The following is a 24486-nucleotide window of genomic DNA, read 5'->3' on the forward strand; positions in this document are numbered from 1 at the left end:
CGGAGAACAACCATGTCTTTAAGCGTGTTCGACCTGTTCAAGATTGGCATCGGCCCCTCAAGCTCTCACACCGTTGGCCCGATGCGTGCCGCAGCCCGATTCGCCGAGGGCCTCAAGCGTGACGACCTGCTGCACACCACCACCTGCGTCAAGGTGGAGCTCTACGGCTCACTGGGCGCCACCGGCAAAGGCCACGGCAGCGACAAGGCCGTGTTGCTGGGCCTGGAGGGCGAACACCCAGACAGCGTGAACACTGAAACCGTGGCCGCACGCCTGGCGCAGATGCGCAGCGACGCGCGCTTGAACCTGCTCGGTGAACACAGCATTGCGTTCAACGAGAAAGAACACCTGGCGATGATTCGCAAACCCCTCGCCTATCACCCCAACGGCATGATCTTCCGTGCGTTTGACGCTGCCGGCATCCAGATCCGCAGCCGCGAGTACTACTCGGTCGGCGGCGGTTTTGTGGTGGATGAAGACGCTGCCGGCGCCGACCGGATTGTCGAAGACGCCACACCCCTGACCTTTCCCTTCAAGCACGCCAAGGATTTGCTTGGCCATTGCACCACCTACGGCCTGTCCATCAGCCAGGTGATGCTGACCAACGAAAGCGCCTGGCGCCCGGAAGCCGAGACCCGCAGCGGCCTGCTGAAGATCTGGCAGGTGATGCAAGATTGCGTAGATGCAGGCTGTCGCAACGAAGGAATTTTGCCAGGGGGCTTGAAGGTCAAGCGCCGCGCTGCTGCGCTGCATCGCCAACTGTGCAAGAACCCGGAATCTGCCCTGCGCGATCCGCTGTCGGTGCTGGACTGGGTCAACTTGTATGCCCTGGCGGTCAATGAAGAGAACGCCAACGGCGGGCGCGTAGTCACGGCACCTACCAATGGTGCAGCCGGGATCGTCCCGGCAGTGCTGCATTACTACATGCGCTTTATCCCCGGAGCCAATGAAGATGGCGTGGTGCGTTTCCTGCTCACCGCCGCTGCCATCGGCATCCTCTACAAAGAAAACGCCTCGATCTCCGGGGCCGAAGTCGGCTGCCAGGGTGAAGTCGGCGTGGCCTGCTCCATGGCCGCCGGAGCCTTGTGCGAAGTGCTGGGCGGCACGGTTTCCCAGGTGGAGAACGCCGCCGAGATCGGCATGGAACATAACCTCGGCCTGACCTGCGACCCGATTGGCGGCTTGGTGCAGGTGCCCTGCATCGAGCGCAACGCCATGGGCTCGGTGAAGGCGATCAATGCGGTGCGCATGGCCTTGCGCGGCGATGGGCAGCACTTCGTGTCCCTCGACAAGGTGATCCGCACCATGCGCCAGACCGGCGCCGACATGAAAAGCAAATACAAGGAAACCGCCCGTGGCGGTTTGGCCGTCAACATTATCGAGTGCTGACGCTTATTAAGCGCGCCAGCACGTTTTTCAGGAGCTGAATATGTCCACCGAAACCCTGTTGAAAACCCCGCTGCACGCCCTGCACCTCGAACTGGGTGCGCGCATGGTGCCGTTCGCCGGCTATGACATGCCGGTGCAATACCCGCTGGGCGTGATGAAGGAGCACTTGCACACCCGTGACCAGGCCGGGTTGTTCGATGTGTCGCACATGGGCCAGATCCGCCTGACCGGGGCCAATGCCGCCAAGGCCCTGGAAACCCTGGTGCCGGTGGATATCATCGACCTGCCCGTGGGCATGCAGCGCTACGCCATGTTCACCAACGAACAGGGCGGCATCCTCGATGACTTGATGGTTGCCAACCTGGGTAACGACGAACTGTTCCTGGTGGTCAACGCCGCCTGCAAGGATCAGGACCTGGCCCACCTGCGCCAGCATATCGGCGAGCAATGCCAGATCGAGCCGCTGTTTGAGGAACGTGCCCTGCTGGCCCTGCAAGGCCCGGCAGCGGTGAAGGTCTTGGCGCGCCTGGCACCGGAAGTGACCAAGATGACCTTTATGCAGTTCACGCCCCTGCGCCTGCTGGGGGTGGAATGCTATGTCAGCCGTTCCGGCTATACCGGCGAAGACGGTTTCGAAATCTCGGTGCCCGCGGCCAGTGCCGAAAGCCTGGCCCGCAGCCTGCTCGCCGAAACCGAAGTCGAAGCCATTGGCCTGGGCGCCCGCGACTCCCTGCGCCTGGAAGCCGGCCTGTGCCTCTATGGCCACGATATGAACACCGAAACCACGCCGATTGAGGCCAGTCTGTTGTGGGCCATTTCCAAGGTCCGCCGCGCTGACGGTGCGCGTGCCGGCGGTTTCCCCGGCGCCGATCGGATCTTCACCCAGCAGCAGACCGGTATCAGCCGCAAACGCGTTGGCCTGCTGCCACAGGAACGCACGCCGGTACGCGAAGGTGCAGAGATTGTCGATGAACACGGCACCGTGATCGGCACCGTTTGCAGCGGCGGCTTTGGCCCAAGCCTCGGCGGTCCGCTCGCCATGGGCTACCTCGACATGGCCTTTACCGCACTGGATAGCGAAGTCTCTGCGTTGGTGCGTGGGAAAAAGGTGCCACTTCGTGTAAGTAAAATGCCATTCGTGCCACAACGTTACTACCGTGGCTGATTGACTGTTCCTATAAGTAACGCGGTTGTGTTCACTTGCACTAATGTGTAACACAACCGCCATAAAACAGTGCGCTGACGATAGTCAATGTTATGTCGATTAACCTATAACAAGTGACTCACACTATCGAATAAGACACTTCGGCAATAGTGATCGAATTGTCATCATGACCCGTAAATACAGGGCTTTTAGAGGGCTTGTTTTTTCTGCCTTAGTTGTCGTAGAGTTTGCCCACTGTGTTTGCATGGGTCGCTTTGAACCTGGACCTGGGCAGTAGCCAAAGTTAGCTACAACCCGTTCGATGTCTCTTACTTTCCTGCAACCCAGCCCAGTACTCTTTCGTGTGAAAGGGACTGTCATCAATTTTTAGCGTCAAAGGAAAGAAGAAAATGGCTGAACGTCAGAGCGGTACCGTCAAGTGGTTTAACGACGAGAAAGGTTTTGGTTTTATCACCCCTGAAAGCGGTCCGGATCTGTTCGTACACTTCCGCGCCATCCAGGGCAACGGCTTCAAGAGCCTGAAAGAAGGCCAGAAAGTGACCTTCGTCGCAGTGCAGGGCCAGAAAGGCATGCAGGCTGACGAAGTACAAGCAGAAGCCTGATCCCTACTGCGACAAAAAGCCCCTGATGCTGACATCAGGGGCTTTTTTATGTGCGTTTGACCGTAAAATGGCTTTTTTCCTCCAGAGAGCCGAGCCATGTCGAAACACCTGCTGAGCCCCCAAGGCGAATTCCCCGCCGTTGGCCTGGGCCGTCGTCTGGCAGCGATGTTCTATGACTTCCTGTTGTGTACCGCCCTGCTGATCGTCACCGCCTTGCTCTACAAGCTGGTGTGGATCGCCTTTGTGGGTGAAGCGAAGATGCGCACGCTCTCGGAGTCCGGGGCCCTGGACGGTGATCCGTTGTTGTCGACGATTCTGTTTTTTGTGCTGTTTGGCTTCTTCGCCAAGTTCTGGACCCATTCCGGGCAGACCCTGGGCATGCAGGTATGGGGCGTTCGCGTGCAGAACACGGATGGTTCACGCATCAGCCTGTGGCAGGCGCTGTTGCGTTTTGTGGTGTCGATTGCGTCGTGGTTGTGCGCGGGGCTGGGGTTTATCTGGTCGCTGGTGGACAAGAAAAAACGCGCCTGGCATGACATCTATTCGGACACGCAATTGGTGCGAATCCCGAAGAAAAAGAAATAGCACCAGAACAATGGAGATCTAAATGTGGGAGCGGGCTTGCTCGCGAAGACGTCGGCCCAGCAAACATTGATGTTGACTGACCCACTGCTTTCGCGAGCAAGCCCGCTCCCACATTTTTTACTGCATCAGCCGTGAATCAGGCGTTGCCGGCCAACTTCAGGCGGGCCGCCTGGGTAAAGTCCAGCATGCGCTTGAGCGGGCGTACCGCATGGGGAATCAGCGAAGGCTCGACGAAGATCTCGTTGCTGCCTTCACGCAGGCATTGCAACGTGCGCTCCAGGGTATTCATCGCCATCCACGGGCAGTGCGCGCAACTGCGGCATGCCGCGCCGTTACCGGCGGTTGGCGCCTCGACAAAGACCTTGTCCGGGCACAGCTGCTGCATCTTGTAGAAAATGCCGCGGTCAGTGGCGACGATAAACGTCTTGTTCGGCAAACGCTGCGCCGCCGCAATCAACTGGCTGGTGGAGCCCACGGCATCGGCCAACTCGATCACCGAGGTCGGTGATTCCGGGTGCACCAGGATCGCTGCATCCGGGTACAGCGCCTTCATGTCTTCCAATTGCTTGGACTTGAACTCTTCGTGGACGATGCAAGCACCGTCCCACAGCAGCATATCGGCACCGGTCTGACGCTGGATATAGGTACCCAGGTGCTTGTCCGGGCCCCAGATAATGGTTTCGCCGTTATCCATCAGGCTTTCGACGATTTCCAGGGCGCAACTGGAAGTCACCACCCAATCCGCGCGCGCTTTGACCGCCGCCGAAGTGTTGGCGTAGACCACCACGGTGCGCTCCGGATGCTGGTCGCAGAACGCCGAAAACTCTTCCACCGGGCAACCCAGGTCCAGGGAGCACGTGGCTTCCAGGGTTGGCATCAGGATACGTTTTTCGGGGGTGAGGATTTTCGCCGTCTCGCCCATGAAGCGCACGCCGGCGACCAGCACGGTCTTGGCCGGGTGTGCGGCGCCGAAGCGGGCCATTTCCAGGGAGTCGGAAACACAGCCACCGGTTTCTTCGGCCAGGGCCTGAATCACCGGGTCGCAGTAGAAATGCGCCACCAGCACCGCATCTTGAGCCTTGAGCTCGGCAGCGATGGCAGAACGTAAGCTTGCCTCTTCCTCGGCACTGAGCACCTTGGGTTGCTTGGCATCGAGGTGGGCTTGGACCAGAAGGCGTTCGGAAATTTGCGTCATGTTCGCAAGACCTGCAGGCGCAGTTGCGCGAAAGTCGAGTGTACCACCGGCTCTGGAGCCCTTCGGGCGCCGCCGGACGAAGTGATTGTGTTCATCAAGCACGGGTGAAGCTGCGCAAGGCTACAGAATATCGATTGGATTCAAAAGCCTAAAATGGGATTCCAGCGACTGTGAACCCGCCGCAAAAAGATCCACCAGGGTTGCGCAGTGCCAGTTGTGAAGAAACCTCGACAAAGGGTAGTATTGAGAATAATTACCATTAGCTCATCCAGGCACCGAACCTGATGACGGAGTGCGCTCGCGGCATGCCTCAATCTCCCGATCCTTCCAATGTCGGCTGGCTCTATCAAGAGCATCACGGCTGGGTGCGCGCCTGGCTGCACAAGAAACTGGGCAATAGCAGCGACGCTGCTGAGTTGGCCCATGATGTGTTCGTGCGGCTGTTGAGCAAACCCAAGGCGTTCAACAGCGAAGGCCATGCACGGGCCTATCTGAGTGCGATCTCACGGCATGTCTGCGTAGACTTCTGGCGGCGCCAGCGAGTCGAACGCGCCTGGCTGGAAGTACTGGCCAGTCGGCCCGAGCACTGCATGCCCTCGGAAGAACACCGGGCCATGGTGCTTGAAGCCCTGCAACAGGTGCAGGCCATGCTTGAACGCCTACCGCCCAACGTTGCCGAGGCCTTTATGCTCGCGCAACTGCAAGGCATGAGTTACCAGGCCATTGCCGCACACTTGGGCGTCAGCCCACGGACGGTCACCCATTACATGTCCAAGGCCATGTTTCAGTGCCTGCTGCTGGAAGCAGAACTGGACGAGGCGTTGAGTTGACAGATGCCTGCCCCGACACCTGACCACCAAACCCTGCAAGAGGCCGCCGACTGGTTTGCCCGCCTGAGCAGCGAGCCCCATGACCTCGCGCAACAACACGCCTGGCAACAGTGGCTGGCGCAAAGTGATAGCCATCGCCAGGCCTGGCGTTATGTGGAACGCGTCAGCCAGCGCTTTGCGCCGTTGCAGGGCGATATCGACACCGTCAGCCAAACCTTGCAGGCCCTGCATCACACCCCAAGCTCCCGACGCCAGGTATTGCGCACCTTGTCAGTCATCAGCGGTGGGTTGCTGCTGGGCGGGCTGGCCTGGCGCCACGATGCGCTGACCGAGCAACTGTTGGCCTGGCAGGCGGGTTATCGCACTGGCACCGGGGACATCCTCGAACGCACCCTGGCCGATGGCTCGCGGATCTGGCTCAACAGCGCCACGGCGCTGGACCTTGACCTTGGCCCCTCGCAACGCAGCCTGCGCCTGTACGCAGGTGAAGTGTTGATCGCCACCGGCCCCGACCCTCGCCCATTTGTAGTGCACACCGCCCAAGGCAACCTCACGCCGCTGGGGACTCGATTCAGCGTACGTGAACGGGCTGCACGCACCCAGCTCAATGTCTATGAGGGGGCGGTACAGGTTCGGTGCAGCGCCACCCACCACACCCGCGTGGCCAAGGCCGGCGAGCGCCTGTCCTTCGACCAGCAGAGCGTCAGTGCCTCTGAACCGGCACTGGCCGGACGTGAGGCGTGGAGCAAAGGCGTGTTGTTGGCCGAGGATATGAGCCTTTCCCAGTTTATCGAGGAGCTGGCCGCCTATCGCCGTGGGCATCTGGGGGTCGATCCTGAGGTTGCCCACCTGCGGGTCATGGGCACGTTCCCGCTGCGCGACACCGATCAGGCCCTGGCAATGCTCGCCGGCGTATTACCGATCCGTGTTGAACAGACCTTCCCCGGGTGGACCACGGTGAAACCGCGCTAGGTATTTTTTCGCCGGCCCTTCCTGATTTTCATTCTCATTCGATTTAGCTAGTGACCATGCCTCTCTAAAAGGATCCCCCGATGTCACTACGCGCCCTTGCGCCCTTGCCAGCATTTGCCTACTCGGTGGCAATCGCCCTGACCAGCCTCAGTCCTGCCGCCTGGGCCGAGGCGCAGCATTACCAGATCGCCGCCGGGCCACTGGCCAGCCAAATGAACCAGCTCTCGCTCCAGGCCGGGATTTCTCTTGCAGGCGACGCCGCACTGACCGCAGGTAAAATCAGCCAGGCCATCAACGGCACTTTTTCCGTCGACCAGGCGTTGCAGTTGCTGCTGAGCAATACCGGTTTGATCGCCGTACCCGTAGGTGAAGGGCGTTATCAGTTGCAGGCGGCACCGGCCTCCTCCACCGCCCTGGAGTTGAGTAGCACCACCATTTCCGGCAAGGCGCCGGGGTCCACCAGTGAAGGCAATGGCTCCTATACCGCCTATTCTTCCAGCAGTTCCACCCGGCTCAACCTGACCCAAAAAGAAACCCCGCAATCGGTCACGGTGATCACCCGCCAGCGCCTGGATGACCAGAAACTCAACAACCTCACCGATGTCCTGGAAGCCAGCCCCGGGATTGCCGTGACCCGCGCAGGCCTGGGCACTGAGAATGACAGCTACTGGTCCCGCGGTTTCCAGATCCAGAACTTCGAGATCGACGGCGTCCCCACCTCGACTCGCATGGATAACTACACCCAGAGCACGGCCATGTACGACCGTGTGGAAATCGTGCGCGGTGCCACCGGCCTGATCAGTGGCATGGGCAACCCTTCGGCGACGATCAACCTGATCCGCAAACGCCCCACGGCCGAGGCCCAGGCCAGCATCACTGCCGAAGCCGGTAGTTGGGACCGCTACGGCACCGGCGTTGACGTCTCGGGGCCGTTGACCGAGACCGGTAACATCCGCGGGCGCCTAGTGCTGGACTACAAGACCGAGCAGGCCTGGGTCGATCGCTTCAAGCAGGATTCGCAACTGATCTACGGCATTACCGAGTTCGACCTCAGCGACGCCACTCTGCTGACTGCCGGCTTCAGTTACCAGAAAACGCAAGTGGATGCGCCCCTGCGCGGCGGCTACCAGACGCTGTTCAGCGATGGTCAGAAAACCCACATGAAGCGCTCCCTCAACAGTGCGCCGAACTGGTCGTATAACGACCATGACCAGACCAACTACTTCACCTCCATCGAGCACCAGTTCGATAACGGCTGGAGCGGCAAGATCGAATACGGTCACACCGAGAACAAGTTCGACGAGTTCTTTTCGTTCACCATCGGCAGTCTCGACCAGGCCACCGGTTCCGGGGCCACACTGCTGCCGGTGCGCTGGTCAGGCACGCCGCGCCAGGACAGCCTCGACGCCTACTTCACCGGCCCGTTTTCCGCGTTCGGGCGTGAACATGAGTTGATCACCGGCATCACCGCCACCGATTACGAGGAGCACACGCCCAACTACAACGACTGGCTCTGGGATTATGGCTTCAAGGTGCCGAACTACCAGGCCTGGAACGGCGACGCACCCAAGCCCGCCACCCCGGTGGTCGGTAAAGGCAGCATCCGCGAGAAACAATACGCCGCCTACCTGACGTCGCGCCTGCATGTGACCGACGATTTGAGTGTGATCCTCGGCGGACGACTGACCGACTGGAAGCGCGATACCAACACCCTGCTGTATGGCGCTGGCACCAGTTCGGTCAAGGAACGGGAAACCGGCGTGTTCATCCCGTACACCGGGGTGGTCTATGACCTGGACCACAATTGGTCGCTGTACGCCAGCTACACCAAGATCTTCAACCCACAAGCCTCCTATGTGCGCGACGTCAACCGCGGCGCGCTGCCACCACTGGAAGGCAAGGGTTATGAAGTCGGGATCAAGGGCAGCTTCTACGATGAGCAACTGAACGCCAGCCTGGCCCTGTTCAGGCTTGAGCAGGACAACCTGGCGGTGTGGCAATCCGACACCCAGGCTTATCGCATCGAACAGAGCGCCAAGACCCAAGGCGTCGAACTGGAAATGAACGGCGAACTGGGTGAAGGCTGGCAGGCGTCTGCCGGGTATGCCTACAGCGTCACCACCGATGCCGATGACAAGCGCATCGTCACTGCGCTGCCGCGCCATATGCTCAAGACCTTCACCTCCTACCGCCTGCCAGGCATGCTCGACAAGGTCACCGTCGGCGGTGGCGTGAACTGGCAGACCAAGACCGGCGAGGACTTGCACTACTACCACCAGGGCAGCTACGCCATCGCCAACCTGATGGCCCGCTACGACATCTCGAAAAACCTCAGTGCGACGGTCAACCTCAACAACGTGTTTGACCGCGAGTACTATGCCCGGGTGTATTCGGAAGGGGTCTATGGCGCACCACGAAACTTCATGACCAGCCTCAAGTACAACTTCTGAACCAGGCCTGGCTAGTGGGAAGGAACGTTACCCATCTCGGTCGCCAGATCCAGCCAGGCTCGTGCTGCTGGCGGCAAGTGAGCATTACGCCGCCAGGTCAGGGCTATATGCCAGTCAGTCTGGGGCTCATCCAACGCAATCAACGCAATGCCGGCATGCAGGTGCTTGTAGGCCAGCATGCGCGGCAGGAAGGCAACACCCAGGCCCGCGCCGACCAGGTCGACGATAAAGTCGATCTGGGCGCTGCGCACCGAAACCTTCGGCGAGACGCCCCGGCGCTCGCAGGCGGAAAGAATGATGCGGTTCAGGGCAAACCCGGCCTCGAACAGTATGAAGGGTGAGTCGGACAAGTCGGAAAAATCCACACTCTTGCGTCCCGCCAATGGATGGCTGCTGGGCAGGACAACCATCAACGGCTCGACCCGCACGTCCTGATACTCAAACTCACCCTCCACCGGCACCAGCAGGGCAGCCACGTCCACCTCCCCCGCTTGCAGGCACTCGCCCAGCTTCTTGCTGCCATGCTCGATCAGCTCGATCTCGATCTGCGGGTAACGCTGGCGATACACCGCAAACATCGCGGCAAACAATTCACCACTGCCCACTGGCGGCAAGCCGATGCGCAACACGCCACGCTTGAGCCCCAGTAGGTCATTAATCTCGGCCACCAGGTCGTTGCGTTCGGCGAGCAACACCAAGGCGCGGCGGTAGGCAATCTCACCGGCGGCTGTCAGTTCGCTCTTATGGCCGATACGGCTGAACAACGGCGTGCCCAACTCCTCTTCCAGCGTCTTGACCGCTTTGCTGACACTCGATTGCGTGAGCGAAACCATCTCGGCCGCTTGTGAGAAACTGCCTTGGCGCACCACTTCGACAAAGGCTCGCAGCGTTCGCAGGTTCATGACTATTCCATTTGCGACTTGAATGAAGTTGTAAAAGTTGTTTTTACCATGAAAAGCCTTTGGCTATCCTCCACCCACCGTTTTCTTTATTCCGGGGCCTCACTGTTCATGATCATTTCGTCCGCATCGGATTACCGCGAAGCCGCACGCCGCAAACTGCCGCGCTTCCTGTTCGACTACATTGACGGTGGCGCGTACGCCGAGCACACCCTCAAGGCCAACAGTTCGGACCTGGCAGACATCAGCCTGCGCCAGCGTGTGCTGCGTAACGTCGAGAGCCTGAGCCTGGAAACCACCTTGTTCGACCAACCGCTGGCGATGCCGGTGGTCATGAGCCCGGTGGGCCTGACCGGCATGTTTGCCCGACGCGGGGAAGTCCAGGTGGCCAACGCGGCGACCAATAAAGGCATCCCTTTTTGCCTGTCGACCGTTTCCGTTTGCCCGATCGAGGAAGTGGCGTCGCAGACCGCGCAGTCGATCTGGTTTCAACTCTATGTGTTGAAAGACCGCGGCTTCATGAAAAACGCCCTGGAGCGCGCGCAAGCCGCCGGGGTGAAAACCCTGGTCTTCACCGTCGACATGCCAACCCCCGGCGCCCGCTACCGTGATGCTCACTCCGGGATGTCGGGCCCGTACGCCGCCCAGCGACGCATGTTGCAAGCCGTGACCAAACCGGCCTGGGCGTTTGATGTAGGGCTGATGGGCCGCCCTCATGACTTGGGCAACATCTCCAAATACCTGGGCAAACCGACCCACCTTGAAGATTACATTGGCTGGCTGGCCACCAACTTCGACCCCTCCATCAGCTGGAAAGACCTGGAATGGATCCGTGAGTTCTGGAAGGGCCCAATGATCATCAAGGGCATCCTCGACCCACAGGATGCCAAGGATGCCGTGAGCTTCGGCGCTGACGGCATCGTCGTGTCCAACCACGGCGGCCGCCAACTCGATGGCGTGCTGTCCACCGCCAAGGCGCTGCCTGAGATCGCCCAGGCGGTTGGCAGTGATCTCACGGTGCTGGTGGACTCGGGGGTTCGTTCCGGGTTGGACGTGGTGCGCATGCTCGCCCTCGGCGCCCGTGGGGTGTTACTGGGGCGCGCCCCCGCCTACGCCCTGGCCGCGGATGGGCAGCGTGGCGTGGAAAACCTGCTGGATATCTTTGCCAAGGAAATGCGCGTGGCCATGACCCTGACCGGGGTTACCTCGATTGCGCAGATCGATGAGTCAATCCTGGTGCGCGGGCAGATCTGACCCGCCAGCGTCAGGCTTCGCTGATCTTGCTGACACTGGTGATCTGCCCATTCCAGACCATCTCGTAATGAGAGGCCTGGACAATCGACGACACCGGCCTGGGTGTCAGCAACGCCCAACAGTGGTTGCCCTCTGCACGCACTGACAGATAACGAAGGCCCGGGCAGCCGGCCTTCTTCAGTGCGCTACCCAAACGATGGGAGTCGTTGTAGTCGTCGGGATCGTAGATCGGGTCGCTGATCGGCACCGACGTCGCATCCTTCATCGAATCACCGGCAAAGGTGCACGACAGCCCGCGAAAGACAAAACGCTCATAGTTCAGGCCATGGACCCCGGACCAATACTGGTTCTGGTGATGACGCACCTCTGCCAGTGCCGTTTCTATCGTCGCAGCCAGGTACAGGACGCCAAAATCACCAGCACTGAAACGCGAGCCGGCCGGATTGACGTGGGTGAACGGCGCAATTGCGTAGGAACATCCCACAATCCCGAACGGGATTTCCCTACGGGGTATCAGCTCGATCCGGCCGACCTCATTGCCCAGTCGCGGGTTGGTCAGAGCCTGGATCTGATAGAGCGCCTCAAACTCGTCGGCATCCGCCACATCATCAAACAATGCAATCGGCGGGAATTTTGAATTGACTAGGCGATAGGCCTGCAACTGGCCCCCCGGCAACTCACCCAACTGGTTCAGCGTCACCATTGCGCGCCACGCAGCACATCGATGCGGCGGAAGGTTTCGTACAGCGAAATCATATCGCCCTGAGCCATGATCTCCAGGGGCGAGCGCCCGTTGAAGAAGCTGTTGTCGTTGGCCATTGCGGGGAAGCCATACACGTTCTCGGGGTTATCGAACACCATGCGCAGCGTGGCGTGGATATTGAGCACGAAGCTGATGCGCTGCATCTGATCGAAGTCCAGGCTGACGGACCATGCAACATCACGCTGCCGGGCGCGGGTGTAGGTACTGCGCGAGATACGCAGGATGCGGCAGGCCTGGTCGCTGCTGGCCTGCCATTTCTCAAGGATGCTCACGGCCGCCCGTAGTCCGGCGACACATTGTTCCCGAGTGAAGGGTTGCGCTTGGAGGGCTAGGCTCATGGCTGCCACCTCATAATGAATCTACAGACTCAAATATAGACAAAGAAGATCCATAGATCAAACATAGGCAGAATCAACCGTCAGTCGTTACAACCAAATACTCCAGCGCCACGGTTTTTGTTATTTCGAATCGCACTTTAGCGCTTGATGGGTGAGAATGGTTCCCGTCTACATTTCCCCAGTCTATTTGTATACGAGCCCCCAAGAAATGGAATTCAACACGTCTTCTTCGTCCCGCTGGCTGCTGGCATTGCTCGGTGCAAGCCTGCTTTCACTGTCCGGCTGCCAGAGTCACACGCCCGAACAGGCAGCGGCCTTGGCGGCAGCACAAATGCAGCAAAAGGATGAAAAATTCGTCACCACTTTCCAAATGATACTGCGCAGCTATGCCCTGGCTGCCAATGAGCAAGAGCTGACAGGCGTGATGAATATGATCATGACCGTCGACGCGCAGAACCATGTAGTGGATTGCTCGACCAAACGCGGGACCCTGCTGCCCAACCAAGACCTGAACAACCTGCGCCAGGCCAAGCTGGGCAAACTGGTGACTGAACTGTGTTGGACCACCCTGTTTCCCGAGGTCTCACCCAAGGTCTTCGCCGATGCCAAGGACACTCAGGTGATTGTCGCGCCCATGGTATTCACCCCTCTGCTCGGCATGTCGGAGGAGGAGCAACAAAAGCATACGGCCCGTATCGATTTCTATAAGCAGATCCGCTTCTTCCGTGAGCAACTGTTTGCCGGACATGCCATCGACAGTATCGGCGTAGCCAGCTTCCACTTCATCGCCGATGCACAAGGCAAAGTCAGTGAGTGCATGGTCAACCTGAATCAAAGCCGGTATCGGCTACAAGGCTTCAAGGTGGATAGCGCGCTGCAGCAACGCCTCGTCACGCAGTGCAAACTGCTGGACCTGCGACAGATGCCGGGGTTTTCCAACTACCCCAAGGGTCTGCCCACGGGGTATGTACAGGTGGACTACAGCCCTTGGATGAATGGGCGCACGCAGCCTTGAAGCCAGGGTTGGTACAAGCCTGAGGGTTTACCGCTCCACCGTGGAAAAACATCCGGAAATCCTCACTTGCTTGGGGCTTCCGGGTATTCGCATCGTGGAAGTACCAACCACTAACCGTGAGTTCAACACTGACCAAACAACTCCAACCAACCTATAACATCATCCGATATCCCCCACGACCAATAGTCATAATAATTATAAAAAGCCTTCCACCCTCTCAAAATACCTGTCAACTATGACAGTAGACACAACAAAAAAAGCAAGCTCATAGTTCCACACGGGGGAAACGCACATCTAGAGGATGTCATAAAATGAGAAGCTCAATTATCAGTTTTCTTCTAGCACTTGCAGCCCTGCTTCAAATACAAGCAGTCCATGCTGAGGATATCAACACATGCAAAAATGCCTGGCAAAATAGCCCTGCCTATCAGTCCTGCAGTCAGAGAGACTCTGTGTCCGCAGGAATATCCGGAGTTATTCAAACGGTTCGCCTCAACGCTGAGGGCGCATGCTGGATCACCGCAAGCTGCAAAATGGCCAACGGCGGAGACTTCATTACCTCCTTCACTGGACCAGCCACGATTATAAAAATCATAAACAACTGCAATGGAACGCTAAAAGCATCATCGTGTTAGTTGTGCGGCGGCACGGTATTAACATGCGACATCCATACGGGTGTCGCACACCTGTGCGCGCAACTGAAAAACGTGCATCTTTCCCACCTGACATACTACTTATGCAATGCGTAGAGCAGGGTTTTTTCTTTATTAACTTCAGACTTTTCCCGCCCCCAAGGCATTAACTTTTCAAGTAAGGTCAGGCTGACAGTGCAAAGCTGCTACTTACTTGCCTTGGGTCTCCTTCGTAGTTACGGCAGGCATTGCAAGCGCAATAGCAAGCATTTACTCAACCACATCTTATAAAAAGTTGATTGACGAGGAGAGCATCATGCCGCCGGTACAAGACGAAGGCGATCCCGGTACCCAGCACAGCAATCATTCCCCACCGACACCGCTGATTATTCCCGAGATTCGGCTGCCCTTCTCCGGCCCACCCCCGCGTTCCGACAGTGATCAGTTGCGCGCGCATGCTCTCGCTTGGGCGCAGCAATACGGCTTGATCGGCCGCCGCGGTGCGCATCGGTTGAGTACCACTCCGCTGCTCGAGCTGGGGATGGCGTTGTGCGGGAAGGCTCCCATACACCGAGCCGAGACTCTGGTGTGCTGGTATCTGTGGGCGCTCACTCTCGATGACCGCATTGATGATGGCCCCTGGGCGGAAAACGGTGCGTTGGACCGTTTCATCATCGCGATGCAGGCTTTGACCGAGAGCGGCGGTGCTGATCCATCGGGTGAGATCAGTCGGTTTGATGACCCAATGCTGGTTGTTCTGGTCGATGATCTATGGCCTCGGACCCTGTGCTGGGGAGACGATAGTTGGCGGCATAGGCTCGTGCAGCATTTGCTCCAACATCTGCGTGCGCAGGCGACGTTGGTACGAGTGCGGGAAACCAATTCGGCGCTCACGCTGGCCGAGTATCTGCCGTTACGCAGGGACTCGTTCGGCGCCCTGTTCTTCTTTGACCTCATCGATGCGGCCGAAACTCTCGACCCGTACGAGCATTCAGCGCATGCCCGATGGTGGAACACGCTGCGTGAACACGGCGCCGATATCATGGCGTGGACGAACGATATCCATTCGATTGCCAAAGACGTGGTGTGTGGTGAGCGCTTCAACCTGGTCTCGATACTGGCGCAAAACAATGGCATCGACTGGCCTACCGCGATCGATGCCGCCCATCAGATGGTGAACACGGCTGTCGCGCAGTTCACAGCGGTCACTGCCCAGCGTGCAAATCACCGGCCGTCAGCCGCGACCGACCCAGACCGGCTGCGTCAGGTTATCCGGGCAGCGGGCGACTGGCACCGCAGCGTTTCCCGCTATCACCTGCACACCGCAGGCTCTACGACACAGGACAACCGGCAAGTAGACTTGGAACTTACCCCTCCAACCCTGAAATCCCGGCAGTTCGAAATCGACCCCTACCCTTTGTATGAGCGTTTACGTACCACTCTACCGATCGTTTACGACGAGCCTACAGATGTATGGCTGGTCAGTCGGTATGTGGATGTCAAAGCCGCATTGACCCATCCCGGGGCGAGCAACAATAACTACACTTGGCAGATTGGACCGCTGCTGGGACACACGATTGTTACTATGGATGGCTGTGAACATGCTCAGCACCGAGCATTGCTGAGCCCATCGTTCCGCAGCAAGGCCCTCGCAGCGCTCGAAGCATCCATCACCTCGGTGACCACCGACCTGCTGGCGCACATGCACAGCCGCCCCCAGGTAGACCTCATTGCTGATTTCACCGCAGCGCTGCCGGTTCGGGTGATGGCTCGTGTGCTGGGTCTCCCGGCTGAAACCACCAAAGAGGTGGAGCGACTAAAAAACTGGTGTGCCATCGGCTTCGCTTACATGGGCAACTATCGACAGGATCCGGCACTGTTGACCGGTGGGCTATCCAACCGTGACAGTTTCTACGACTTCATCCAGCCACACATCGACGCACGCCGCGCTGAACCCTCAGACGATTTGATCTCGCAGCTCCTGGCGGCACGGATTGACGGTCAGCCGTTGTCCGAAACGTTCGTGCGGTCCTACTGCGCGATCCTGATGACTGCCGGTAGCGAAACCAGTCACGGCGCCCTGGCGAATCTGATTGTCAATCTGCTGAGCGAGCCTGGCGTCAAAGAGGCGGTGATGGCTAATCCAGACTTGATGGACAATGCGCTCGCCGAAACCCTGCGACGCAACCCTCCCCTGCAACTGGTACTCAGGGAGGCCCGAGAATCACTGGAACTGCCGTCGGGAACGATTCCTGCTGGCGCAACCCTAGCTTGTCTTATCGGTTCGGCCAACCGTGATCCGGACCAATTCAGCGACCCTGACACCTTCAATATGTCGCGTACCGACCACACGACAACTCATTTCGCCTTCGGCGCGGGGCGTCACTTCTGCCTGGGATCGATGCTGGCACAGATGGAGATCACTATCAGCGCTCGCATGCTGCTACAGGCCTTTCCAAACGTGCGCTGGGCTCCGGGGTTCCAGCCCACCGAACGTGGATTCCTCAATCGCTGCCCTGATCGACTGGAGGTCGTACTGTGACCACTACTGACTCCACCGGAGAACCCGGCTATACCAGCAGCTATCTCGCTGATCAGCACGCGGGACAATTGGCACGGCTGCGCACCCTGGAGCGTGTATTTGACCCGTTGAGCCAAGCGGTTTTTGATCAATTGGATCTTGTGGGCAAATCGACCATCCTCGATCTCGGCGCTGGTGCCGGATCGCTCGCCGGCTGGCTGTCCAAGCGATATCCCGACGCGACAGTGGTCGCCACCGACATCGACACTCGATTCCTCACCGATATACACGGCATTCAGGTGATGACCCATGATGCCAAGACTGATGATTTTCCTGCGGCATCCTTTGACGTGGTGCACGTTCGAGCGCTTTTGTGTCACCTCTGCGAACGCGAAGACATACTCACGCGCGCCGTCACCTGGGTCCGCCCGGGTGGCTGGCTGGTAATCGAGGACGTGAGCCTACAACCGAGCTTGAGAACTGAGAACCCGCTGTTCCGCAAGGTAGCCCAAGCCGGAATCACTCTCCTGGAGCGCTCAATTGGGTCCGACATGCTCTGGGCCGATACTCTTCCCAGCCGGTTACACGATCGGGGGCTCTCCAACATTGGGCATCGCACCCTTGAAGGCCGAATCGGCGACAACAGCCCTGCCGACGCCTTCTGGGCTGCGACCACAGCACAGGCCGGGCCAGCGCTGCTGAAACTCGGGCTTCTCACGCAAAGCGACCTTGATGCCATGACCAACCTGCGTGCCGATCCGGGGTTCACTGACACCGCTTTGACATTAGTCAGCGCCTGGGGGCAAGTCCCCTACCTGGATAGAAAAGCGTAGCAGCGAAGAGAATACAGAATGACCAACAATGTAGTGTTAGTTGACGCACAAGATGTACCGATCGGTGTTTGTGACAAACGCGTCGCACACCTGGGAGAAGGACAGCTGCATCGCGCATTTTCCGTGCATCTGATCGACAGCCGCGGGCGCCATCTGCTGCAGCGTCGTGCTGCCGGTAAAATGCTTTGGCCAGGTTTCTGGTCGAATGCTTGCTGCAGTCATCCGGCACCTGGCGAGACTATTATGGATGCCGCGTCTCGTCGTCTGCGTGAAGAGCTGGGAGTTTCTGCCTCCTGCCGCTTCTTATACAGCTTTGAGTACCATGCGCGCTTTGGTTCGATCGGCGCGGAGCACGAACTGTGTCATGTATTGGTTGCTCAATCTGACGCGGTGGTCTCACCCGCTACTGAAGAAGTCAGCGAGATCATGTGGCAGACCCGGGCCGAGATTTCAGTCCAACTTTCAGAGTCTCCCGCGCAATTCACACCCTGGTTTCAAATGGAGTGGCATCACCTTCTATCGGAGCATCCTTCGTTCGATACGCCAACATTGCAGGAGTAAATAAACCACTCCGGTTCTATACGAAGGGCCAAGCCATCCTGTCCGTCAACCATCAGGGCCAAGGCGGCGCGGGCCATGTCCTGACGCTGGCGAACCTCGTCGACCACCGCGCTTCGACAAGCTCGCGAAAAATTATACAGCGATGGTCCCACTGGCTTGTGCCATCCGGTGTTTACGACACTACTTTCGTACAGGACCTAACTTCCCGGCACGCCCTTCAGAGTTGCTCAAAAACAACCACCCTGTTGTATTGATTGTACTGCCTCATGCACAACCTTGAAATTGAGACAGTTCCCATGGATGTCGTGTGTCACGCCCTAGAAAATTCATCTCCTATGTATACCTCTGAACTTAAGCGGGTATCTACCAAAAGGTCAGAGAGCTGATTAATGACATTGCAAAACGCTTTGATATGCCTGGCACTCAATATTTATCATGAAGCACGTGGCGAGTCACTTGAAGGCCAGGTTGCTGTTGCTATGGTCACGATGAACCGGGCCAATTGGCAGACCACTCGTGTTTGCCAAGTGGTGTATGAAAGGAATCAGTTTTCTTGGACCAACCGTGCCAAAAACTATTCACCACAAGAACCCGTCGCGTGGGCAAAGGCCAAACGTATAGCAAACCGAGTCATCAACGGCCATCATGAAGATATTACCCATGGTGCGACACACTTCCACACTCGTGCAGTACGCCCCGCCTGGCGAAACTCATTGAAGAAAACTGCAACGATTGGGCAACATGTTTTTTACGTACAATAGTCAATATCAGATGTCACATGACAGCTTTCTGAAAAACCGCCATAGATATTGATAGCACTCAAATAAAAAATAATCCGACCATAGGATTCAAGCACTATAACGTGACAACCGCCTAAACAAATCTATATCACTTTTCAACCCCAACTTACGGTAGGCTGACTGCTTCTGTGTGCTAACCGTCTTAAGGCTTCGCGAAGACATCTCAGCAATCCGAGTCACAGTAATGCCATTAATGCACAACCGCAGCACTTCCCTTTCTCGCTGGGATAACAAGGGGTGGGCAATTAATGCTTCTTCAGCCTCAACAGGCTCAACCAACACACTGCTCACGTCACTGACTGCACTACTCTCGCAAAGGTAGCGTCGCCCAACGGCCAGCAAACGAATAGCCCGCACGCACACCTCAAGCGGCTCGTACTTGCTAACAATGCCGTGCACACCCAAGTCAAGCAACAGGGCCATTGCCACAGGGCAAGGTGTCGCTATAAAAGCCAGTATTCGCAATTCAGGATGGCGATCCTTCAATGCTTTGATAAAGCACTGGCCATTAATATCCTGAAGAATATACCCCATCAATAAGAGATCAATTTCCCCCTGCTCTACTGCCCACAAGACACTGTCAGCCTGGCTGTACGCTCCGGAAACTACAATTCCTGGCTGTTCGGCCAGGTGCACGCAGAGACCATAACGTACCACCTCCTGCTCATCGAGCACCCCGACCCTGATCAAGCCCGACATCTACCACCTCTTCTTCTAGCAAAAAATCCATATCCTTAACGGGCAAGAATAGGCCGCTCTTCATCATGAAAGAAACGACTCGCCGCTTTTTAAGACAAGTCTCAAAAATAGGCGAAAAACCTGAACCAGAACTCGGAGTATCCGACGTAAAGGACTCAGGCATTGAATTCAATACACACTAAAAACAATACTGAACGCACTGCACTCAGTAACCTATAAGAACTGTCTTGTTGATGAGTCTCATCAAAAAAAAGCAGACATGCCAAACACAAGACACCCCTTACATCAATCACAAAACACTTTAGCCAACACGAAACAAAAAAACCGGCCCACCCGGACCAATAATCATAACGACAACAGCATTCAAGACATGGCTCAAAAAAATAACAAATTGCTAGTCCGTAGGTTTTTGATGAAACATTCACTCAAATTACTTTCCCCAATCGCTCCCATGAACAACCAGGTAATAATTGTCGATGACCATCCTGTCATCCGCATGAGTGTCCGCCTCTTATTGGAGAGTGAAGGCCACGCGGTGGTTGGTGAGTCGGGAAACGGGGCTGATGCGCTGGACCTCATCCAAGCACTGCAACCCGCGATGGTGGTACTCGACATCGGGCTACCGAAAATAGACGGCCTGACAATCATCAGTCGCCTGGTAGCACTGCGTATGCAGGTCAAAGTCATTGTATTGACCGCTCAAGAATCGAACCACATGGAAATACGCTGCATGGAGGCAGGTGCTTATGGTTTCGTCAATAAGTACGACGACCTGTGTGAGTTGATCAGCGCTCTTCAAGCCGTCAAGAGTGGACACCGCTATTTTCCCAGGCAGAAACGTTCTCTCACCGCCCTTGAAATGGGGGCGACTCAAGAGGATCTGCTAAGGACGCTTTCCATCCGGGAGCTGTGCGTATTGCAGTACTTGACTCAGGGGCTGAGCAATAAACAAATTGCCGAACGTATGTCACTGAGCGGCAAAACGATAAGCACCTATAAAACCCGCCTACTGTCCAAGCTCAATGCGAGCACACTGCTGGATCTCTACGAACTGGTAAAACGCAACGATCTGACAACGTTGTAGTGATTTACCCGCAACCGACCAATAGCTTCGCGGATTAGCGGATAAGGGCGCTTTATTTTCATGAAAAAAACCCATCATCTCGATCATGGCGCCCCCCTCAAGGCGATGACCTTCGCAAACAAAACAACCTGCAAAGACATGGCCCTCACAGGTTATGGCGTAAGTACTTCCTTAAGCCGGCAACCCCAAGCGAGGCTGCCGACGTCCAGTTGATATCAACTGACCTTAGGCCACGTAAGCCAACTCTGGCTCCAGGGTCAGACTCAAAACGCCTACCGAGACACTGACACCACCCTCAGTCTCAACAACGGCACCCAGATCCAGCAGGGGGTGCACGTCACTGACCAGAGGCAGCGCCACTTCATTGGTAAACAACTCGCCCGACACGTCCTGCAACAGGTCGGACAACGACAGGGTGAAGGGCGCCAGGTCAACGGCGGTCTCGGCTTGTACTGCCGTCATCAATGTCGACCCATCACTGCCAATGTGCAGGGTGAACGGGGCTGAGTCGTTTACACCATCGGACACTGTGAACACATTGTAGCCTGAGGCTACTGAGCGGTTGACATCAAGACCCACTTCCCACGTACCGTCCGGCTGCACCACACCGCTACCGACCAACACCCGCGCGCCTCCCGTGCTGACAAACAAGAACACCGGCGCATCCGGCTCACCATGGCCACGGAAGATCGGCTGATGCTCGTCAGTAGCACTACCGTCACCAATCACTCCAGTCACCGGACCCGTCTGGTCAATCGCCGACTCAATCACCAATATGGCCGCTTGCGGGGCGTTGCTCACCGTCAATACGAACGGCTCAGACACCACATCATCACCCCTCACGGTGAACACATGCTCGCCTGGTGTGAGGGCTCGCGGGGAGAGCAGGCTCCAGCTACCATCCTCCGCCACCACGGCACTCACCATATACCTGCCGTCTACGTACAACGAGACCGTGGTATTGGGCTCACCGCGACCATTGAGCGTCGGACGCGCGTCATCGGTGATAGCACCGTTGCCAATCAAACCAACGTCGACACCGATATTGTCCACTGCAGACTCGATCACCGGCTTGCCAAGCGTAGCCTCGGCCACGGTCAACACGAACGGTTCCGAGCGCTCGCCGTTATTGTCCACCAGCGTAAACACGTGATCACCTGGCGCCAACCAAACCTGTCCGCTGATGGTCCAACTGCCGTCCGCATCCACCACAGTGCTGGCCAGACGCGTATTGCCCTCAAAGAGGTAAATACGGATCCCCGGCTCGCCCCTGCCGCTGAAGGTCGGGGTGTTGTCATCCGTGCTACCGCCGCTGACGACCGAGCCAGTTTCCCCCACATCGTCGTAAACCGATTCGATCACTGGCTTGCCAGAAGGGGTTTCAGGAACCTCTGGAACTTCAGGAACCTCAGGAACCTCAGGAACCTCAGGAACCTCAGGAACTTCAGAAGTTTCGCTCACGCTTAACGCAAACGGCTCCGAACGCTCGCCGTTATTGTCCATCAGCGTAAACACGTGATCACCTGGCGCCAACCAAACCTGCCCGCTGATGGTCCAACTGCCGTCCGCATCCACCACAGCGCTGGCCAGACGCGTATTGCCCTCAAAGAGGTAAATACGGATCCCCGGCTCGCCCCTGCCGCTGAAGGTTGGGGTGTTGTCGTCCGTGCTACCGCCGCTGACAACCGAACCAGTTTCTCCCACATCGTCGTAAATCGATTCGATCAACGGTTTGTTGGAGGGGATGTCAGGAGCCCCTGTCACGTTCAGTACAAACGGCTCCGAATGCTCACCGCCGTGAGCCCTCACCGTGAACACATGCTGACCCGGCGACAACTCACCTGAATCGATTGTCCAATTGCCATCTGCCCCTACCAGAGTCCTGGAGGCAACTTTGTTGTCCTGGTACAGATAAATGTAGGTGCCTGGCTCACCCTGGCCGGAGAAGGTCGGGGTGCTGTCATCCGTGCTCCCGCCGCTGATGACCGTGCCTGTTTCACCCACATTATCGTACACCGAGGTGACTACGGGCTGGGCAACGTCCGCCGCGGTTACCGTCACATGGAACGGCTCAGAAGCATCGCCTGCTTCATTGACCACGGTAAAAACATGTTCACCTGGCTCAATCGGGGTGTCGAAAAATACCTGCAGGCTCCAACTGCCCGTTTTGTCGACCAACGTCTGTCCCAGTACCTGGCCATTATCGTAGACCGTCACGACTGAGCCTGGCTCACCGCTGCCGCGCAATTGCGGAGTGGGATCGTCCATGCTGCCGCCGTTATCGACAATCTGCGTAGCACCGTGTGTATCCAGCACGGCGGTGATTGACGGTGCCGACAATGAGCCACCGCCCGACCCCGTCGGGTGGTCGTTGTTCAACGTCTCGACCAACACCCCCACTGCTCCCGCCTCAGTGACCCGCTGCGCTGCGCTGCTACTCTTATCATTCGAGTTCATCTGAAATCCTTGATCGCTGGTAATAGGACTTAATTATTCTCCGGCGGTATGCCTCCACCGAGTAGTCGCTCAAAGAGGACGCTTGCAGTCGCACAAGACACCGCCATGAGTCACAACTCTAGAGCGCACTAAACTAGGAACGTTACAGTTCCCCTACGGGAAAGTTTCAGATTAAGAAATAGCTTGTAGGTATCCGGAAAGTACGGGAGGCAAGTTCCGAAACAGGGTGTTGGCGGGCATGATGATTGAATATAATTTGCAGAGAGCCACAAAATTTTATCGTGACCGTAGAAAAACTCGACTAAAAGAGAAGGTAAAAATTAATGAGGGCAGCACACACCTAAGACACTTCCGACACTTCATTCAAATATCTTTAAGGTCCAGGTGCAACTTGAACAGCTCTGTGTCCGTGCGCACATTCAATTTACGCAGTGCAGCCTGTTTCTGTCCGCTGATGGTTTTACGGCTGCGCAAAAACTTGATAGCAATTTGCGAAACCGACATCCCCTCCAGGCAACAGCGCAGCACTTCACGCTCTTTGGGAGATAGCGCAGGATAGCTGACTAGCGGATCGCCGTTATCCATGACCTCCTCCGCGCCTGACGCAGCTGCCGACATCTTGGGTATCGAGTCCAGCTCTGCCGCCATACTGGGCGATAGGTACAAACGATCCAATGCAACGGTTCTGACTGCAAACAGCAATTCATCAGTTTCCTGGGACTTGCCAAAAAAACCGTTAGCACCCGCTCGAATGGCCATATTGACCGTAGCCGGACGCTCCACTGAAGAGAAAACCAGGATGCGCAACTGTGGGTAATGGCTACGCAGTAGCTGAATCAGCCGCAAGCCATCAAGCTCCCCATCACTCAGTTGGTAGTCGAGAATCAGCAGATCGACAGCCGTACTACGTAGCGCCTCAAGTAAAGCAGGGCTCCCCGAATACACACCGACCACCTTTAAATCCGACTCTGTGGAGAGTCGGACTTTCAGTGCCTCCCTGATCAACGCGTGATCATCGAGCAAAGCAATCTGCAGAGGCGAAACAATCGACCACTTCATCTTCAGGACTCCATAACTCTGACAGCCGACTAGGAACAATCCTACAATTTTGTCTTGTAAGCAGCACGGTATCCTAAATGTGAAATGAAAGAAAACAACAAACAGTTTTAGCTATCCCCCCCATTAGGACAAATGAGTCGACTTGACATAACCGGCGATGACAATCCTATTTTTTTCATAACGTTACCAAGAAACTTGCGCTCGTAAACGAGCGCTTGACCCGTGCTCGGCATCGTCATCCACCGCTCAACTCAAAACGCACATTCCTGGCTTCCTCCTCCCAGCTTTTGGGACAAGTCTCGTTCACACCCGCCCACTCAATGATCAGAATTATCCCAATCGCCGGGAGACGCGTCATCACTCATCAGCATGCCGCTTCATCC

Annotated in this window: 21 protein-coding genes; 14 read left to right on the plus strand and 7 right to left on the minus strand. The window is 57.1% G+C overall.

The genetic code is table 11. The features are described 5' to 3' along the window. Positions 1-12 precede the first annotated feature (12 nt). The 4 genes from KL786_RS07795 to KL786_RS07810 all read left to right on the plus strand — a co-directional run bounded on the left by KL786_RS07795 (position 13) and on the right by KL786_RS07810 (position 3741). On the plus strand, positions 13-1389 hold the full coding sequence (locus KL786_RS07795; RefSeq protein ID WP_215517234.1) for an L-serine ammonia-lyase: 1377 nt from the start codon (positions 13-15) through the stop codon (positions 1387-1389). A gap of 40 nt (positions 1390-1429) precedes the next feature. Further along, positions 1430-2554, plus strand: coding sequence for a glycine cleavage system aminomethyltransferase GcvT (gcvT, locus tag KL786_RS07800; RefSeq protein WP_215517235.1), 1125 nt, complete (start codon positions 1430-1432; stop codon positions 2552-2554). A gap of 389 nt (positions 2555-2943) precedes the next feature. Further along, positions 2944-3156 (plus strand): cold-shock protein, encoded by a 213-nt coding sequence (locus KL786_RS07805; RefSeq protein WP_027902257.1) that lies wholly within the window; start codon positions 2944-2946, stop codon positions 3154-3156. A 96-nt stretch (positions 3157-3252) separates the two neighbouring features. Next, the gene (locus tag KL786_RS07810; RefSeq protein ID WP_032862512.1) at positions 3253-3741 is read left to right on the plus strand and encodes an RDD family protein; all 489 of its coding nucleotides are present in this window, start codon (positions 3253-3255) and stop codon (positions 3739-3741) included. Between the two features lie 136 nt (positions 3742-3877). Here the strand turns inward: KL786_RS07810 and nadA are convergent, their stop codons facing one another. Next, a complete protein-coding gene (gene nadA / locus KL786_RS07815; RefSeq protein WP_065944006.1) occupies positions 3878-4936 on the minus strand; it encodes a quinolinate synthase NadA in 1059 nt (352 codons plus the stop codon). A gap of 305 nt (positions 4937-5241) precedes the next feature. On the opposite strand from nadA, the gene KL786_RS07820 reads away from it, so the two are divergent. The 3 genes from KL786_RS07820 to KL786_RS07830 all read left to right on the plus strand — a co-directional run bounded on the left by KL786_RS07820 (position 5242) and on the right by KL786_RS07830 (position 9188). After that, complete coding sequence (locus KL786_RS07820; RefSeq protein WP_215517236.1) at positions 5242-5766, plus strand: sigma-70 family RNA polymerase sigma factor; 525 nt, start codon at positions 5242-5244, stop codon at positions 5764-5766. A gap of 3 nt (positions 5767-5769) precedes the next feature. Continuing rightward, positions 5770-6738, plus strand: a complete 969-nt coding sequence (locus tag KL786_RS07825; RefSeq protein ID WP_215517237.1) for a FecR domain-containing protein — start codon at positions 5770-5772, stop codon at positions 6736-6738. A gap of 80 nt (positions 6739-6818) precedes the next feature. Continuing rightward, positions 6819-9188 (plus strand): TonB-dependent siderophore receptor, encoded by a 2370-nt coding sequence (locus KL786_RS07830; RefSeq protein ID WP_215517238.1) that lies wholly within the window; start codon positions 6819-6821, stop codon positions 9186-9188. A gap of 11 nt (positions 9189-9199) precedes the next feature. Here the strand turns inward: KL786_RS07830 and KL786_RS07835 are convergent, their stop codons facing one another. After that, positions 9200-10090, minus strand: a complete 891-nt coding sequence (locus KL786_RS07835) for a LysR family transcriptional regulator (protein ID WP_215517239.1) — start codon at positions 10088-10090, stop codon at positions 9200-9202. Between the two features lie 108 nt (positions 10091-10198). On the opposite strand from KL786_RS07835, the gene lldD reads away from it, so the two are divergent. Then, positions 10199-11341 carry an FMN-dependent L-lactate dehydrogenase LldD gene (gene lldD / locus KL786_RS07840; protein ID WP_215517240.1) on the plus strand — a complete coding sequence of 381 codons (1143 nt, stop codon included), beginning with the start codon at positions 10199-10201 and terminating at the stop codon, positions 11339-11341. A 10-nt stretch (positions 11342-11351) separates the two neighbouring features. On the opposite strand, the gene KL786_RS07845 is transcribed toward lldD, so the two are convergent. Together KL786_RS07845 and KL786_RS07850 are read right to left on the minus strand one after the other, a co-directional pair. Beyond that, complete coding sequence (locus tag KL786_RS07845) at positions 11352-12044, minus strand: RES family NAD+ phosphorylase (RefSeq protein WP_032862509.1); 693 nt, start codon at positions 12042-12044, stop codon at positions 11352-11354. Then, positions 12038-12442, minus strand: a complete 405-nt coding sequence (locus KL786_RS07850) for an antitoxin Xre-like helix-turn-helix domain-containing protein (protein ID WP_215517241.1) — start codon at positions 12440-12442, stop codon at positions 12038-12040. The genes KL786_RS07845 and KL786_RS07850 overlap by 7 nt, the downstream gene beginning before the upstream one ends. Before the next feature lie 208 nt (positions 12443-12650). Between KL786_RS07850 and KL786_RS07855 the strand changes: the two genes are divergently transcribed. From KL786_RS07855 to KL786_RS07875, 5 genes are all read left to right on the plus strand, one after another. Then, positions 12651-13457: a hypothetical protein gene (locus KL786_RS07855; protein ID WP_215517242.1), complete on the plus strand. Its 807-nt coding sequence runs from the start codon at positions 12651-12653 to the stop codon at positions 13455-13457. Positions 13458-14405: 948 nt separating this feature from the next. Beyond that, positions 14406-16631: a cytochrome P450 gene (locus tag KL786_RS07860; protein ID WP_215517243.1), complete on the plus strand. Its 2226-nt coding sequence runs from the start codon at positions 14406-14408 to the stop codon at positions 16629-16631. Continuing rightward, on the plus strand, positions 16628-17443 hold the full coding sequence (locus KL786_RS07865) for a class I SAM-dependent methyltransferase (protein WP_215517244.1): 816 nt from the start codon (positions 16628-16630) through the stop codon (positions 17441-17443). Before KL786_RS07860 ends, KL786_RS07865 begins: the two co-directional genes overlap by 4 nt. 18 nt (positions 17444-17461) lie before the next feature. Then, on the plus strand, positions 17462-18004 hold the full coding sequence (gene idi / locus KL786_RS07870) for an isopentenyl-diphosphate Delta-isomerase (RefSeq protein WP_215517245.1): 543 nt from the start codon (positions 17462-17464) through the stop codon (positions 18002-18004). 389 nt (positions 18005-18393) lie between these two features. Continuing rightward, positions 18394-18765, plus strand: coding sequence for a cell wall hydrolase (locus KL786_RS07875; RefSeq protein ID WP_252193638.1), 372 nt, complete (start codon positions 18394-18396; stop codon positions 18763-18765). Positions 18766-18852: 87 nt separating this feature from the next. Here the strand turns inward: KL786_RS07875 and KL786_RS07880 are convergent, their stop codons facing one another. Next, positions 18853-19503, minus strand: coding sequence for a LuxR C-terminal-related transcriptional regulator (locus KL786_RS07880; RefSeq protein ID WP_215517246.1), 651 nt, complete (start codon positions 19501-19503; stop codon positions 18853-18855). A gap of 451 nt (positions 19504-19954) precedes the next feature. Between KL786_RS07880 and KL786_RS07885 the strand changes: the two genes are divergently transcribed. Beyond that, positions 19955-20587 (plus strand): response regulator, encoded by a 633-nt coding sequence (locus KL786_RS07885; RefSeq protein ID WP_215517280.1) that lies wholly within the window; start codon positions 19955-19957, stop codon positions 20585-20587. A gap of 225 nt (positions 20588-20812) precedes the next feature. Here KL786_RS07885 and KL786_RS07890 read toward each other — a convergent pair whose 3' ends face one another. After that, positions 20813-23044, minus strand: coding sequence for an Ig-like domain-containing protein (locus tag KL786_RS07890; RefSeq protein WP_215517247.1), 2232 nt, complete (start codon positions 23042-23044; stop codon positions 20813-20815). Positions 23045-23407: 363 nt separating this feature from the next. Next, entirely contained in the window at positions 23408-24103 is a 696-nt protein-coding gene (locus KL786_RS07895; RefSeq protein WP_215517248.1) for a response regulator transcription factor, read from the minus strand. Positions 24104-24486 lie beyond the last annotated feature (383 nt).

Origin of the sequence: Pseudomonas sp. TAE6080 (assembly GCF_018732265.1) — a bacterium.
In the GTDB taxonomy this organism is placed as follows: Bacteria; Pseudomonadota; Gammaproteobacteria; order Pseudomonadales; family Pseudomonadaceae; genus Aquipseudomonas; species Aquipseudomonas brenneri.

Coding starts and splice junctions, on each gene's coding strand:
- KL786_RS07795 (WP_215517234.1), top strand. CDS start 13: ATGTCTTTAAGCGTGTTCGACCTGTTCAAGATTGGCATCGGCCCCTCA.
- gcvT (WP_215517235.1), top strand. CDS start 1,430: ATGTCCACCGAAACCCTGTTGAAAACCCCGCTGCACGCCCTGCACCTC.
- KL786_RS07805 (WP_027902257.1), top strand. CDS start 2,944: ATGGCTGAACGTCAGAGCGGTACCGTCAAGTGGTTTAACGACGAGAAA.
- KL786_RS07810 (WP_032862512.1), top strand. CDS start 3,253: ATGTCGAAACACCTGCTGAGCCCCCAAGGCGAATTCCCCGCCGTTGGC.
- nadA (WP_065944006.1), bottom strand. CDS start 4,936: ATGACGCAAATTTCCGAACGCCTTCTGGTCCAAGCCCACCTCGATGCC.
- KL786_RS07820 (WP_215517236.1), top strand. CDS start 5,242: ATGCCTCAATCTCCCGATCCTTCCAATGTCGGCTGGCTCTATCAAGAG.
- KL786_RS07825 (WP_215517237.1), top strand. CDS start 5,770: ATGCCTGCCCCGACACCTGACCACCAAACCCTGCAAGAGGCCGCCGAC.
- KL786_RS07830 (WP_215517238.1), top strand. CDS start 6,819: ATGTCACTACGCGCCCTTGCGCCCTTGCCAGCATTTGCCTACTCGGTG.
- KL786_RS07835 (WP_215517239.1), bottom strand. CDS start 10,090: ATGAACCTGCGAACGCTGCGAGCCTTTGTCGAAGTGGTGCGCCAAGGC.
- lldD (WP_215517240.1), top strand. CDS start 10,199: ATGATCATTTCGTCCGCATCGGATTACCGCGAAGCCGCACGCCGCAAA.
- KL786_RS07845 (WP_032862509.1), bottom strand. CDS start 12,044: ATGGTGACGCTGAACCAGTTGGGTGAGTTGCCGGGGGGCCAGTTGCAG.
- KL786_RS07850 (WP_215517241.1), bottom strand. CDS start 12,442: ATGAGCCTAGCCCTCCAAGCGCAACCCTTCACTCGGGAACAATGTGTC.
- KL786_RS07855 (WP_215517242.1), top strand. CDS start 12,651: ATGGAATTCAACACGTCTTCTTCGTCCCGCTGGCTGCTGGCATTGCTC.
- KL786_RS07860 (WP_215517243.1), top strand. CDS start 14,406: ATGCCGCCGGTACAAGACGAAGGCGATCCCGGTACCCAGCACAGCAAT.
- idi (WP_215517245.1), top strand. CDS start 17,462: ATGACCAACAATGTAGTGTTAGTTGACGCACAAGATGTACCGATCGGT.
- KL786_RS07875 (WP_252193638.1), top strand. CDS start 18,394: ATGACATTGCAAAACGCTTTGATATGCCTGGCACTCAATATTTATCAT.
- KL786_RS07880 (WP_215517246.1), bottom strand. CDS start 19,503: ATGTCGGGCTTGATCAGGGTCGGGGTGCTCGATGAGCAGGAGGTGGTA.
- KL786_RS07885 (WP_215517280.1), top strand. CDS start 19,955: ATGAACAACCAGGTAATAATTGTCGATGACCATCCTGTCATCCGCATG.
- KL786_RS07890 (WP_215517247.1), bottom strand. CDS start 23,044: ATGAACTCGAATGATAAGAGTAGCAGCGCAGCGCAGCGGGTCACTGAG.
- KL786_RS07895 (WP_215517248.1), bottom strand. CDS start 24,103: ATGAAGTGGTCGATTGTTTCGCCTCTGCAGATTGCTTTGCTCGATGAT.